9 protein-coding genes and 1 tRNA gene are annotated in these 14,460 nt (G+C 66.1%); 3 read left to right on the top strand and 7 right to left on the bottom strand.

Features of this window, described 5'->3' with window-relative positions:
- Nucleotides 1-41 precede the first annotated feature (41 nt).
- The 7 genes from lon to EDC62_RS01705 form a co-directional block, all read right to left on the bottom strand.
- Nucleotides 42-2,480 (bottom strand): endopeptidase La, encoded by a 2,439-nt coding sequence (gene lon / locus EDC62_RS01675; RefSeq protein ID WP_124219737.1) that lies wholly within the window; start codon nucleotides 2,478-2,480, stop codon nucleotides 42-44.
- Between the two features lie 151 nt (nucleotides 2,481-2,631).
- Nucleotides 2,632-3,897 (bottom strand): ATP-dependent Clp protease ATP-binding subunit ClpX, encoded by a 1,266-nt coding sequence (gene clpX, locus EDC62_RS01680; protein ID WP_124219740.1) that lies wholly within the window; start codon nucleotides 3,895-3,897, stop codon nucleotides 2,632-2,634.
- A gap of 135 nt (nucleotides 3,898-4,032) precedes the next feature.
- Nucleotides 4,033-4,641 (bottom strand): ATP-dependent Clp endopeptidase proteolytic subunit ClpP, encoded by a 609-nt coding sequence (clpP, locus tag EDC62_RS01685; protein ID WP_124219743.1) that lies wholly within the window; start codon nucleotides 4,639-4,641, stop codon nucleotides 4,033-4,035.
- Nucleotides 4,642-4,875: 234 nt separating this feature from the next.
- Complete coding sequence (tig, locus tag EDC62_RS01690; protein ID WP_124219746.1) at nucleotides 4,876-6,189, bottom strand: trigger factor; 1,314 nt, start codon at nucleotides 6,187-6,189, stop codon at nucleotides 4,876-4,878.
- 30 nt (nucleotides 6,190-6,219) lie between these two features.
- Nucleotides 6,220-6,306: transfer RNA gene (locus EDC62_RS01695), tRNA-Leu, on the bottom strand.
- Between the two features lie 73 nt (nucleotides 6,307-6,379).
- A complete protein-coding gene (locus EDC62_RS01700) occupies nucleotides 6,380-9,634 on the bottom strand; it encodes an efflux RND transporter permease subunit (protein ID WP_124219748.1) in 3,255 nt (1,084 codons plus the stop codon).
- A 7-nt stretch (nucleotides 9,635-9,641) separates the two neighbouring features.
- A complete protein-coding gene (locus tag EDC62_RS01705) occupies nucleotides 9,642-10,871 on the bottom strand; it encodes an efflux RND transporter periplasmic adaptor subunit (protein WP_124219751.1) in 1,230 nt (409 codons plus the stop codon).
- A 123-nt stretch (nucleotides 10,872-10,994) separates the two neighbouring features.
- Here EDC62_RS01705 and hpnC point away from each other — a divergent pair, with 123 nt between their 5' ends.
- The 3 genes from hpnC to hpnE all read left to right on the top strand — a co-directional run bounded on the left by hpnC (nucleotide 10,995) and on the right by hpnE (nucleotide 14,328).
- Nucleotides 10,995-11,855: a squalene synthase HpnC gene (gene hpnC / locus EDC62_RS01710; protein WP_124219753.1), complete on the top strand. Its 861-nt coding sequence runs from the start codon at nucleotides 10,995-10,997 to the stop codon at nucleotides 11,853-11,855.
- A 242-nt stretch (nucleotides 11,856-12,097) separates the two neighbouring features.
- Nucleotides 12,098-12,937: a presqualene diphosphate synthase HpnD gene (gene hpnD, locus EDC62_RS01715; RefSeq protein WP_124219755.1), complete on the top strand. Its 840-nt coding sequence runs from the start codon at nucleotides 12,098-12,100 to the stop codon at nucleotides 12,935-12,937.
- Nucleotides 12,937-14,328, top strand: a complete 1,392-nt coding sequence (gene hpnE, locus EDC62_RS01720; protein WP_124219757.1) for a hydroxysqualene dehydroxylase HpnE — start codon at nucleotides 12,937-12,939, stop codon at nucleotides 14,326-14,328. The genes hpnD and hpnE overlap by 1 nt, the downstream gene beginning before the upstream one ends.
- Nucleotides 14,329-14,460 lie beyond the last annotated feature (132 nt).

Genomic DNA, 14,460 nt, shown 5'->3' on the forward strand with positions numbered 1-14,460 from the left:
AATTATATACCAACTTTTTGCGGTTTTCTCGGCGCGCTCGATCAATGTTTGAGCGGCTCGCCGACCACCCCCGCCACCGCAGCCGCGGAAGTCGGCTCGATCGGCGTGGCCGCCGCGATGACGTCGTCCTTCAGCGGAACGGGCTGGCGCTCGAGCGCGAGCTCGAGCACCTGATCGATCCACTTCACCGGCACGATGGCCAAGCCATCCTTGACGTTCTTCGGGATTTCCTGGAGATCTTTCACGTTCTCTTCGGGAATCAACACCGTCTTGATGCCCCCCCGAAGCGCCGCCAACAGCTTCTCCTTGAGCCCACCGATCGCCGTGACCTCGCCGCGCAGCGTGATCTCGCCGGTCATCGCCAGGTCGGCCCGAACCGGGATGTCCGTCAGCGCCGAAACCAGCGCGGTGACCATGGCCGCACCCGCGCTCGGCCCGTCCTTCGGCGTCGCACCGTCGGGCACGTGGATGTGGATGTCGCGCTTTTCGAACATCTCATCCGGAATGCCCAGCCGGCGCGCGCGGCTGCGCACCACGGTGCGCGCCGCTTCCACCGACTCCTTCATCACATCACCGAGCATGCCAGTGCGGATGATGCCGCCCTTGCCGGGCATCACGGCCGCCTCGATGGTGAGCAGGTCGCCGCCAACCTCGGTCCAGGCCAGGCCAACCACCTGCCCGACTTGGCTCTGCGTCTCGGCCCGGCCGTAGGTGTAGCGCCGTACACCCAAGAACTGGTCGAGGTTTTCACTCGACACACGAACCGGCGCCGTCAGCGATCCGAGCTGCAAGCTCTTGACGACCTTGCGGCAGATCTTGGAGAGCTCCCGCTCGAGCGAGCGCACGCCCGCCTCGCGGGTGTAATAGCGCACGATGTCCCGAACCGCTTCCTCGGCTACCTCCAGCTCACCCTCGCGCACGCCGTTGTTCTTCATCTGCTTGGGCAGCAGATAACGCATGGCGATGTTGACCTTTTCGTCCTCGGTGTAGCCCGACAGGCGGATCACCTCCATGCGGTCGAGCAGCGCCGGCGGAATGTTCATCGAGTTCGAGGTCGCCACGAACATGACGTCCGAAAGGTCGAAGTCGACCTCCACGTAGTGGTCCGAAAAGGTGTGATTCTGTTCGGGATCGAGCACCTCGAGCAGTGCGCTCGAAGGGTCACCCCGGAAATCCATCCCCAGTTTGTCGATTTCATCGAGCAAGAACAGCGGATTGCGCGTGCCGACCTTCGAGAGGCTCTGCAGCACCTTGCCGGGCATGGCGCCGATGTAGGTGCGCCGGTGCCCGCGGATCTCGGCCTCGTCGCGCATGCCGCCCAGGGCCATGCGCACATATTTTCGGCCCGTGGCTTTGGCCACCGACTGACCCAAGGAGGTCTTGCCGACGCCAGGCGGCCCGACGAGACACAAGATCGGCGCCTTCACCTTGTCGACACGCTGCTGCACGGCGAGGTACTCGAGGATGCGCTCCTTGACCTTCTCGAGGCCATAGTGATCCTGATTGAGCACCTCTTCCGCGTAGGCGAGGTCGTGCTTGATCTTGGTACGCTTGCTCCACGGCAAGCCGACCAGGACCTCGATGTAGTTGCGCACGACCGAAGCCTCGGCCGACATGGGAGACATCAGCTTGAGCTTCTTGAGCTCGGCCTCGGCCTTCTTGCGAGCCTCGGCGGGCATGCGCGCGGCCTTGATGCGCTTTTCGAGTTCCTCGAGATCGGCGCCCTCTTCGCCTTCACCGAGCTCTTTCTGGATCGCCTTGACCTGCTCGTTCAGATAGAACTCGCGCTGGCTCTTTTCCATCTGGCGCTTGACGCGGCCGCGGATGCGCTTGTCGACGTTGAGGATCTCGACTTCGCGTTCCAGTTGTTCGAAGAGATTTTCCAGGCGGGGCCCAATGTCGATCAACTCGAGCACCATCTGTTTGTGCTCGAGCTTGAGCGGCAGATGCGCGGCGATCGTATCGGCCAGACGGCCCGGGTCATCGATGCTCGCGATCGAGCTCAAAATTTCCGGCGGAATCTTCTTGTTCAGTTTGACGTACTGATCGAACTGCTGCATCAGCGCGCGGCGCAAGGCCTCGGTCTCGGTGCTTTGCAGTTCGGCTTCCGTGGGCAGCGGCGCGGGGACGACGGTCGCCACGAAGCGGTCTTCCGATGCCTCCACCTGGGTGATCGTTGCGCGCTGCAAGCCCTCGACCAGAACCTTCACGGTGCCATCGGGGAGCTTGAGCAACTGAAGAATGCTGCCGACCGTGCCAACCTCGAACAGGTCGGTCGGCATCGGTTCGTCTTTCGCCGCTGTCTTTTGGGCGACCAGCATGATGCGACGGTCGGACGCCATCGCCGCCTCGAGGGCTTTGATGCTGCGCGCACGGCCCACGAACAGCGGGATGACCATGTGCGGAAAGACCACGACGTCGCGCAAGGGCAACAACGGCAGGTCGATCGGCGTGGAAGGTAAAGGCGTGTGTCCAGACATGGGAAATTCCCCTTTCATAACCTTACCAAGATGGCTGCGCGCCCGACGTTTTCAATAGACGAGGCGCAGCCGATGGGGCTGCAGGCGGGCAGTTAACCCGCGCATGGCGAGAACAAGCCGTGCGCCCGGGATGGCGCGCGACGAGCGCCCGTCAAGCCTGTCGGGCCGCCTCTCGGTAGACGAGCAGCGGGGGCTTGTTTTCCTCGATCGTCGCCTCGTCGACCACGACCCGCTCGACATTGCCGAGGTTCGGCAGTTCGAACATCGTGTCCATCAACGCTTGCTCGAGGATCGAGCGCAGGCCACGCGCACCGGTCTTGCGCTGGAGGGCCTTGCGCGCAATGGCCCGCAACGCCGCCGGCCGGATCTCGAGTTCGACGCCTTCCATCGCGAACAGTTGAGCAAACTGCTTGACGAGGGCGTTCTTCGGCTCCGTGAGGATTTGCACCAGCGCGTCCTCGGTCAACTCGGCCAGCGTGGCGATGACCGGCATGCGCCCGACCAATTCGGGGATGAGGCCGAACTTGATGAGATCCTCAGGCTCGATTTCGCTGAAGATTTCCGTCAACGAGCGCTGGGCCTTGCTGCGCACAGCCGCGCCAAAGCCGATGCCCGAAGACTCGGTGCGCGCCTCGATGACTTTTTCCAGCCCCGCGAAGGCTCCGCCGCAGATGAACAGGATGTTGGTGGTGTCGACTTGGATGAAGTCCTGGCTTGGGTGCTTGCGCCCGCCCTGGGGCGGCACGCTGGCCATCGTGCCTTCGATCAGCTTGAGCAGCGCTTGCTGAACGCCTTCGCCAGAGACATCGCGGGTGATCGAAGGGTTGTCGGACTTGCGCGAAATTTTGTCGATTTCGTCGATATAGACGATGCCGCGCTGCGCACGCTCGACGTCGTAATTGCAGTTTTGCAACAGCTTGGAGATGATGTTTTCCACATCTTCGCCCACGTAGCCCGCCTCGGTGAGCGTGGTCGCGTCTGCCATGACGAAAGGCACGTCGAGCATCCGCGCGAGCGTCTGCGCGAGCAAGGTTTTGCCCGAGCCGGTCGGGCCGATCAGCAAGATGTTGCTTTTGGCCAGTTCGACATCGTCCTTGCGAGCCTTGTCCTGGTGCCGCAGACGCTTGTAGTGGTTGTAGACCGCCACGGCGAGGATGCGCTTGGCTTTCTCCTGGCCAATCACGTACTGGTCGAGGTTGGCCTTGATCTGGGCGGGCGTGGGAAGGTCGGTCTTCGCGGCGTCTTGCATGGCGCTCGAAGGCAACTCATCACGGATGATTTCATTGCACAGCTCGATGCACTCGTCGCAGATGAACACCGACGGGCCCGCGATGAGCTTTTTGACTTCGTTCTGGCTCTTCCCGCAGAACGAGCAATACAAAGGTTTCGCGGTGCCGTTACCGTCTTTCTTGGCCATTGAGCAGTTTGCCTGGTGGGTTATGTGAATCTCGATGATAGCGAGTCGACCGGACTGGGTCGGGCTCAGAGACTGGGAGGGAGTTGGGCGTGCCTTGGGGCGTCAAAGCGGGCACGACCGACTCCTCTCAGTCTCTCAGGCCCGCTTCGTCAGGATCTGGTCGATCAAGCCATATTCAAGGGCTTCCTGCGGATCGAGGTAGTAGTCGCGCTCGGTGTCGCGCTCGATGCGCTCGAGCGGCTGCCCCGTGCGTTCGGCGAGGATCTTGTTGAGCAACTGCCGCGTCTTGAGGATTTCGCGCGCGGAAATCTCGATTTCCGTCGCCTGCCCCTGAGCGCCGCCCGAGGGCTGGTGAATCATCATGCGCGAATGCGGCAGCGAGTAGCGCTTGCCTTTGGCGCCCGCCGCGAGCAGGAAAGCGCCCATGCTGGCGGCGAAGCCCGTGCACAAGGTCGCGACATCGGGCTTGATGAAGTTCATCGTGTCGTAAATCGCCATGCCCGCCGACACGGAGCCGCCCGGTGAGTTGATGTAGAGCGAAATGTCCTTTTCCGGGTTTTCGCTCTCGAGGAACAACAACTGCGCCACCACCAGGTTGGCCGAATGGTCGTCGACCGGCCCGACGAGGAAGATGACCCGTTCCTTTAGAAGACGCGAATAGATGTCGTAGGCGCGCTCGCCACGCCCCGACTGTTCGATGACCATGGGCACCATGCCCAGACTTTGAATGACCTGATGACTCATGAATACACGCTCCTGGAAATAGCGCAACTTTAACCAAGTTGACGGCGGCCTACGGGCAACGTTGGCAAGCGATGGCTGTGGCAAGGCGCTCTGGGCGGTGATATGCAGACCAAGGCCTCTGCACCCTACCGACCTCTTCGCATGTGGCCAACCATACAAAAAGGGCCTGCCGCACGCCAGGCGCGCCTGCAAGCCCCTCCGCGGCTTCAGGGAGTCCAGCGACTCCCCGGGAACTCAGCCCTGCTGAGCCATCAGCTCGTCGAAGCCTATGGCTTTCTCCTGAACCTTGGCTTTCGACAGCACGAAGTCGGAGACGTTGTTCTCGATCACCACGGCTTCGACCTCGGCCAGGCGGCGCGGGTCGCTGTAGTACCAACGCACCACCTCTTCCGGACGCTCGTAGCTCGAGGCCAGTTCTTCGACATGCGCGCGCACCTGCTCTGGCGTGGCGTGCAGTTGATTGGCCTTGACCAGTTCGGCCACGACGAGCCCGAGGCGCACCCGCTGCTCGGCCTGCGGACGGAAGATTTCGTCGGGAATGGGCGCCTTGTCCGCATCCTTGACGCCCCGCTGCTTGAGCTCGGCGCGCGCCCGGTCGGCCAGGCGGTCGATTTCGGCCTTGACACTGGCCTTGGGCAGATCGAGCTCAGCGACGGAAACGACGGCGTCGAGAACAGCCTTCTTGTTGCGCGCCTGGAGGCGGAATTTGACTTCTCGCTCGAGGTTCTTGCGAATGTCGGCGCGCAAACCTTCGACGCTGCCGTCCTCGATGCCGAGCGACTTGGCGAACGCTTCGTTGACTTCGGGCAGGTGTGCGGCCTCGATCTTCTTCACCGTCACGAGGAAGTCAGCCGTCTTGCCAGCCACCTCGGCGCCATGATAGTCGGCCGGGAAATTCAGCGGGAAGGTCTTGCTCTCGCCGACTTTCATGCCGCGAACCGCGTCCTCGAACTCCTTGAGCATCTGGCCGTCGCCGATGATGAACTGAAAGCCCTCGGCACGGCCGCCTTCGAAGGGTTCGCCGTCGATCTTGCCTTCGAAATCGACCGTCACGCGGTCGCCATCCTGGGCGGCGGCGTCGAGCGGACGCTGGGCGAAGGTGCGGCGCTGCTTGCGCAAAATCTCGATGGTGCGGTCGATGGCCTCTTCGGACACGTCCGCCACCACTTTTTCAACCTCGACGGTAGTGAGGTCACCGAGCTTGACCTCGGGGTAGACCTCGAAGACGGCGTCGAAGGCCAACATTCCCTCGGGCGCCTCTTCCTTCTCGGTAATACTGGGCGCGCCCGCGACGCGCAGGTCGGCCTCCTGCACGGCTTGCGCGAAGGCTTCGCCGACTTTGTCGTTGACGACTTCGTACTGCACCGAATAGCCGTAGCGTTGTGCGACCACACCGACCGGCACCTTGCCCGGACGGAAGCCATCCATCTTGACGGTTCGAGCGAGCTTTTTGAGACGCGCGTCGACCTCGGACTGAATCTGCTCGATGGGCAGAGTCAAAGTGATCTTGCGTTCCAGCTTGTCGAGGTTTTCAACGGTAACGGCCATGGGATTGCTCTCTGTTTGAATGAAGGAATGTGGTGCGCGGGGGGGGACTCGAACCCCCACACCATTGCTGGCGTCAGGACCTAAACCTGGTGCGTCTACCAATTTCGCCACCCGCGCGGGTCCGAACAAAAGGGTGGTCGACAGCGCGAGCTGGCCAGACCACCCCAAGGAAATCGGCGAAACTTCAAGTTTAACCGGGAACCGCCCCCGCGCCATCCTCCGCGGAGCCGGGCGCGCCGGCGGGCTCGCGCCGCACGCGGAACCACGCCGCATACATGGCGGGCAAGGCCAGCAGCGTGAGCACGGTGGCCACGATCAAGCCACCCATGATGGCCACCGCCATCGGCCCCCAGAACACGCTGCGCGAGAGCGGAATCATCGCCAGCACCGCCGCCGCAGCGGTCAGCGCGATCGGGCGCAGGCGCCGCACGGCGGACTCGACGATGGCATCCCACGCCGGCACGCCGCGCGCGCGGTCTTGCTCGATCTGGTCGATCAGAATGACCGAATTGCGCTGGATCATGCCCATGAGTGCAATCACGCCGAGCAGCGCGACAAAGCCGAACGGCCGGTTGAGCGCAATCAGCGCGCCGGCCACGCCGGCGATGCCCAGCGGCCCGGTGATGAACACCAGCACCGCACGACTGAAGCTGTGCAGTTGCAGCATCAGCAGGAAGAAGGTCAGGAACAGCATGATGGGCAGGCCCGCAGCAATGGAGGACTGGCCTTTGGAACTCTCCTCCACCGCGCCGGCCACCTCGATGCGGTAGCCCTGCGGCCCCTGCGCCGCCCAGCGCTGCTCGATGCGCCGCAATTCGGGCAGCAGTTCAGCGGTGACGGTCGCGCCCTGCAAGCCCTCGGTGGTGTCGCCCTGCACGGTGACGGCGTAGTTGCCGCCCTCGCGCCAAAGCACACCCGGCTCCCAGGTGAAGACCGGCCGTGCAATCTGGGTGAGCGGAATCGATTTGCCCGAGGCGGTGGGCAAATACGCGTTGCCGATCGCGGTGATGGCGTTGCGCTCGTCGAGCGGCTGGCGCAGCACGATGTCGATGAGCTTGTCGCCCTCGCGGTACTGCCCCACGGTGGCGCCCGCCAGCAGCGTGCGCGAGGCCTGGGCAATCGACTGGCTCGAGACGCCGAGCGCGCGCGCGCGGGTCTGGTCGACTTCGAGGCGCAGGGCCTTGACCGACTCGTTCCAGTTGTCGTTGACCCCGCGGAGGTGGGGGCTGGCACGCAGCACCGCTTTGACCTCATCGGCCCGCTCGCGCAGCAGCGTGGGGTCGGCGCCGATGACGCGGAACTGCACCGGATACGGCACCGGTGGCCCGTTGGGCAGCAGCTTCACGCGGCCGCGCACCTCGGGGAATTCCTGGGCCAGCACCGCGGGCAGCGCCTTGCGCAGACGTTCGCGCGTGGGCAGGTCCTTGGGCAGCACGATGAGCTGCGAGACATTGGTCTGCGGAAAGGTCTGGTCGAGCGGCAGGTAAAAGCGTGGCACACCCGAACCCACCCACTGGCTCACGGCGGTGACGCCGGGTTCGGCTAGAAGACGTGCCTCGACCCGCTTGGCGACCGCTTCGTTGGCGGCAAATGAAGTGCCCTCGGGGAACCAAAGGTCCACCAGGATTTCCGGTCGCGAGGAATCCGGGAAAAACTGCTGCTGCACCTTGCCCATGCCGACGATGCCCAGCGCAAAGAGAAGGATCGTCGCGCCGATCGTCTTCCAGCGGTGCGTCACGCACCAGGTCACCGCGGCGCGGAAGCGGTTGTAAAAAGGCGAGTCGAAGACCTCGTCGGGTCCGTCGCCGGCAACCGCCCCACCCCCCGCGCCTTCGCCGCTGCCCGCCGCCGCAGCCTTGGGCGGCTGGCGCAGCAGCACCACGCCGAGATAGGGCACGAAATACACCGCGGTCACCCAGCTGATCAGCAGGGCGATGACGGTGACGCCGAAGATGGCAAAGGTGTATTCCCCCACCGCTGAACGCGCAATGCCGATGGGCAGAAAGCCCACGGCGGTGATCAGCGTGCCGGTGAGCATGGGCATGGCGGTGAGCTCGTAGGCAAAGGTCGCTGCGCGCACCTTGTCGTAGCCCTCCTCCATCTTGCGCACCATCATCTCGACGGCAATGATGGCGTCGTCGACCAAGAGGCCGAGCGCAATGATGAGCGAGCCCAGCGAAATCTTGTGCAGCCCGATGTCGAAGTAGCGCATCGCCAGGAAGGTGATGGCCAACACGAGCGGGATGGTGATCGCGACCACCAGGCCGGGACGCACGTCGAGCGTGTAGCGCCGCCACAGCGGCAAACCGGCGGCTTCGGCTTTCTTGTGCAGGCCGAGGGAGACGAAGCTCACGCCGAGCACGATGACCACCGCCTCGATGAGCACGCGCACGAACTCGTTGACCGAGGTGCTCACCGCGCGCGGCTGGTCCTGGATTTGCACGAGTTTCACACCGGCGGGCAGGCCCTGCTCGATGCGCGCGGCGGCCGCTTTGAGTGCCTTGCCGAGCCGGATGATGTCGCCGCCCTTGGCCATCGAGACGCCGAGCGCAATGCCCTCCTCGCCGTCGTGGCGCACCTTGATTTGCGGCGGATCGACATAGCCGCGGTACACGCGCGCGATGTCGCCCAGCCGCAGTTGCGGCGCCCCGGCGCCCGCCGACACGGGCGCGCCGCGGATCGGCATGGCGGCGAGGTCTTCGACCGAATTGAACGAACCCGCCACCCGCACCTGCACCACCTCGGAGGGCGTCTGCACCGCGCCGGCGGACTCGACCGCGTTTTGCTGGTTGAGCTGCGCGAGCACGGCGTTGAGGTCGAGCCCAAGCTCGGCCAGGCGCTTTTGCGACAGCTCGATGTAGACCTTCTCGTCCTGCACACCGAACAGTTCGACCTTGGCGACGTCGGGCACGCGCAGCAGCTGGTCGCGCACCTGGTCGGCGAAGACCTTGGCCTCGGCGGGGCTGAAGCCTGGCGCTTCGAGCACGTAGATGACGCCGAAGACATCGCCGAATTCGTCGTTGAAGAAGGGCCCGACGACGCCTTGCGGCAGCGTGCCGCGCAGGTCGCCGATCTTCTTGCGCACCGTGTACCAGACGTTGGGCACGTCGGACGGGCGCGAGGAGTCCTTGATCTGGAAGATGATCTGCGACTCGCCGGGCTTGGAATAGCTGCGGATGCGATCGGCGTAGGGGACTTCTTGCAGCGTCTTCTCGAGCTTGTAGGTCACCTGCTCGGCCACCTCGCGCGCGCTCGCCCCCGGCCAATAGGTGCGCACGACCATCGCGCGGAAGGTGAACGGCGGGTCTTCGTCCTGGCCCAGTTGGAAATACGCGGCAATGCCCAGCAGCATCAGCACGATGAGCAGGAAGCGGGTGAGCGCGTCGTGCTCGATGGCCCAACGCGAGACGTTGAAAGCCCGTTCCGGGTGGGTGTGGTGAACCATATGCACCTCACCGAGCCGCGTCCGAGGCCGCTGCACGCGCAGGCGACGTCTGACTTGCTCCTATTTGAGGAGCAGCCAAGGTCCGATTGGCGCCGGCATTCTGGTACTTTTCCTGATAAACCAGCACTTTCTGGCCGGGCGCGAGCACATGCACCCCTGTCGCCACCACCTGTTGGCCGGGCTTGAGGCCGGCCGTGACGACGACCTCGTTGCCATCGGCCGTGGCGACCTCCACCGGTTGCGACAAAACGGTGCTGCTCTGCGGGTCGTACACCCAGACCGCCGAGTGGCCGGCCTCTTGCCGCAGCGCCGTGGTGGGCAGCTTGATCGCCGCCACCGGCGCGCCGCTGGCCATGGGCGCGGGCAGTGCGACCATCGCCGTCGCCCCGAGGGCGGGCGGCTCCCCGCCTTGCAAAGCCACCTGAACCAGGTAGGTGCGCGTGACCGGGTCGGCCGCCGCGGCAATCTCGCGCACCACCCCTTCGCGCTCCCGCGCTTCGCCCCAAACGCGTACCGTCACGGCCAGGCCGCGACGCACGCTGGAGAGCTTGTCTTCGGGCAGATGAAACACCACGTCTCTCGGGCCATCGACCGCGACGCGAACGACCGGCGCGCCAGCGGCAACCACCTGCCCGACTTCGGCGTCGAGCCCGGTGACGACTCCAGCCGCATCGGCGACGAGCCGGGTGTAGCTGGCTTGGTTGCCCTGCACACCCAACTGCGCTCGGGCCTGCTGCAGACTGGCTTCGGCCGCCTTCAGCGCGGTTTCGCGGCGCTCGAGTTCAGCTCCGCTGATGAAGTTTTGCTCGCGCAGCGCCTGGTACCGCTTGAAGTCGGCCGCCGCGAGGTCGCGCTGGGTCTGCGCCGCTGCCACCTGCGCGCGTGCAGCCTCGGCCGCGAGCGCGTAGTCGCGCGGGTCGATCTCCGCCAGCACCGTGCCCGCAGCCACGCGCTGCCCGAGTTCGACCGAACGGCGGATGATTTTGCCGGCCACCCGAAAGCCCAGCCGCGACTCGACACGCGCACGGACCTCGGCGGCGTATTCGCGCTGCGCGGACAAGGGCGCGACCCCGACCGTGATGAGTTTGACCGTGCGCAGCGGCGGCTCCTCCACGGGCGGCTTGCTGCAGCCGCTCAAAGCGCCCAGTGCGAGCGCCGCGCTCAGCGCAAGCCACACGCGCGCGCCGCGCCCGTCCGAAAAAAACAGCGACCGGTGCCGCCCTTGTACTGCTTGCATCTCGTGCTCCGGTAAAACCGATGTGGGAACGGATGCGCACGGCGCCCCGAACCCAGTTACTGACTGACTGGTTAGTAATCTAGAGGAAGACCCCCTTGCCTGTCAAGCGACAATCGAGTGCCCATGACTGCCGAACCGCTGGCCCCGCCGGTCACCCATTACGAAAACTTCCCCGTCGCCTCGTGGCTGTGCCCGGCTGCGCTGCGGCCGGCGGTCGCGGCGATTTACGCCTATGCGCGCACGGCGGACGACCTGGCCGACGAGGGCGAGGTCGATGCCGCGACGCGCCTGCAGCGGCTGGCCGAATACCGCGCCGAGTTGCAGGCTGCCGCCGCCGGCAGCCCGCGCCAGAACAGCGCTTGGCCCGAAGTGTTTGCGCCGCTGGCCGCGGTGATGGCGCGGCACCGGCTGCCGCTGGCGCCGCTCGAGCATCTGCTCGATGCCTTCGAGCAGGACGTGCGCGCGACACGCGGGGGTGCGGTGCCCGCAGATCTCGACGCGTTGCTCGACTATTGCAGCCGCTCCGCCAACCCGGTCGGACGGCTCATGCTGCACCTCTACGGCATCGAGGACCCGGACACGCGGGCGCGCAGCGACGCGGTGTGCAGCGCGCTGCAACTCATCAACTTCTGGCAAGACCTGAGCGTGGATTTGCCGCGCCAGCGCTATTACCTGCCGGCCGACCGCTGCGCGCACCACGGCGTCGACCCGCGGGCGCCCGTGCGCGGCCCGGAATTCTCAAATTTGATAGCAGAACTGCACCAATTCACGCGGGCGTTGCTGCAAAAAGGCTCCCCGATCGTGTTCGAAGTGCCGGGCCGCTCGGGCTGGGAGCTGCGCCTGGTCGTGCAGGGCGCAGAGCGCATGCTCGAGCAGATCGCGGCGAGCGGCGACCGCTTGCTCGAGCAGCGCCCGCGGCTGCACGCCCGCGATGTGCCGCGGCTGCTCTGGCGGGCGCTGTGCATGCGGCGTCCGCCACCCTGAGATTCCCTCCAAGCCGCGGCGCCCAAAAGGCAACGCTGAATCAGTTCCTGCGGCGGCGCGCGCCCGGCCGCGGGATGGGATGCGAGGCGCAAACCGCAGCCATAGCCGCAGCTATGGCGAGGATTTGCAACGACGCAGACCGCCCGCAGCCGGGATGCGCGACGCGCGAGGGGGCTTTTTCAGCGTTGCCCAAAGGCAATGGGACAATCGGCGCCGTTCCGAAACCCCACCTCGCCTTGCCCGTGAAGCCCGAAGATTACGTTCAGCAAAAAGCCGTCGCCTCGGGCAGCAGCTTTTATTACGCGTTTTTGTTTCTGAGCCCCGAGCGGCGCGCGGCGATCACGGCGTTTTACGCCTTCTGCCGCGAGGTGGACGACGTGGTCGATGAAGTGCATGAGCCCAACGTCGCGGCGGCGAAGCTGGCCTGGTGGCAGAGGGAAGTCCACCAGACTTTTGCCGGCCGGCCAAGCCACCCGGTGATGCGCGCCCTCAGCCCCCATATCGCCCCGTATGGCCTGACCGAGGCGCCGCTGCAGGCCGTGATCGAAGGCTGTCGCATGGACCTCACGCAAACGCGCTACCTCGACGAAGCGGCGCTGTCCCGCTACTGCCACCTCGTCGCAGGCGTGGTGGGCGAGGTCGCCGCACGCATCTTCGGCCAAACCGACCCCGCGACCACGGCCTACGCGCACACGCTGGGCCAGGCGCTGCAGCGCACCAATATCCTGCGCGATGTGGGCGAGGACGCGCTGCGCGGGCGGATCTACCTGCCCATCGACCATTTGCAGCGCTTCGACGTGAAGGCCCAAGAGATCCTCCAGCGCCAGCACTCGGACCGTTTCGCCGCGCTGATGCGCTTCGAGGCCGAGCGCGCGCATGCGCTCTACGACGAGGCGCTGGCCCAATTGCCCGCAGCCGACCGACGGGCGCAAAAGCCCGGGCTCATGATGGCGAGCATCTACCGCGATTTGCTGCGCGCCATCGAGCGCGAGGGTTTTCGCGTGCTCGATCAGCGCATCGCGCTCACACCCTTGCGCAAGTTCTGGCTCGCCTGGAAGATGCAGGCGCTCGGGCGCATGTGATGGCCGCGCCAGGCTTTCCCGCTCGCGTGGCCATCGTCGGCGCCGGCTGGGCCGGGCTGGCTGCAGCCGTCCATGCCACGCAGGCGGGCCACGCCGTCACCCTGTTCGAAGCCGCGCGCCAGGTCGGAGGCCGCGCGCGCCGCGTCGAACGCACAACCGTGCCCGGCGCCAGCCTCACGCTCGACAACGGCCAGCACATCCTGATCGGTGCGTACACCGAGACGCTTGCGCTGATGCGCACGGTCGGCGTCTCGCCCGAGGCGGTGCTGCTCCGCCGTCCGCTCGCGCTGCGCGACGCCAACGGCGAGGGCGTGGCGCTGCCCGACCTGCCCGCGCCTTGGAATGCGCTGATGGGCATCGCCCGTGCACGGGGCTGGAGCCTGCGCGAGCGGGGCTCGCTGCTCACGCGCGCGGCGCGCTGGCGGCTCGCGGCGTTTCGCTGTGCACCCAACGCCACGGTGGCCGACCTCGCGCGCGGCTTGCCACCTCCGGTGCAGGAGCGCTTCATCGAGCCGCTGTGCGTCTCGGCCCTCAACACAGCCGCACACGAAGCCAGCGGCGCGGTGTTCCTGCGGGTGCTGCAAGACGCCTTGTTCGCAACCGCGCCCGCCCCCGGCATGCGCGCGAGCGACCTGCTGCTGCCGCGCGTGGACTTGGGCCGGCTGTTTCCCGACGCCGCCGTCGACTGGCTGCGTGCGCGCGCTCAGACGCTGCGCCTGGGCGCGCGCGTGCAAACCCTCGCGCCGGAAGGCCATGGGGCAGCCCCCACCCAGCCGAGATGGCAGCTCGACGGTGCGGTTTTCGATCAGGTGATCCTCGCCTGCCCCTCCATCGAAGCCGCGCGACTCGTGCATACCGCTGCGGCGCACAGCCCCAGCGCTACCGAAGCCGCCACCCTGGAGCGCTGGGCCCGCAGCGCCAAAGCCCTGCGCGCGACCGCCATCACGACCGTCTATGCACGATGGCCATCCAACTACGCCGGCGCCGGCGCAGGCGCCGCCCCGCCTGCCCTGCCCGAGCCCATGTTGGCGCTGCGCAGCGGCGCTGGGGCTCCGGCGCAATTCGTCTTCGACCGCGGCGCACTGGGCGGGCCCGCGGGTCTGTACGCTTTCGTCGTGAGCGACAGCCGCGGCGAGCGCGCCGACATCGAGGCCGCCGTGCTCGCGCAGGCGCGCGACCAGTTGGGCCTGAGGCTCGAGCCCGTCGCCACGCTCACCGAGCGGCGCGCCACCTTCGCCTGCACGCCGGACCTCGAGCGCCCGAGCGCCCGCATTGCCCCGGGTCTGTGGGCCGCAGGTGACTACGTCGCCGGCCCCTACCCCGCAACACTCGAAGGCGCGGTCCGAAGCGGCGCCGCGGCGGCGTGCTTGATTGATTTCGGGCAACGCTGAACAAGTCCCTCGCGCGCCATCGCAGGAACTGGTTCAGCGTTGCGTTCGGTCAAATTCCAAGCCCCCGCCAGGCTGTGCAAACCGGGCGCCGCGCGCTAGCATGAACCCGGCTGGCATCCGACGCCAGACCGA

The organism is Tibeticola sediminis (assembly GCF_003843835.1).
GTDB lineage: Bacteria > Pseudomonadota > Gammaproteobacteria > Burkholderiales > Burkholderiaceae_C > Tibeticola > Tibeticola sediminis.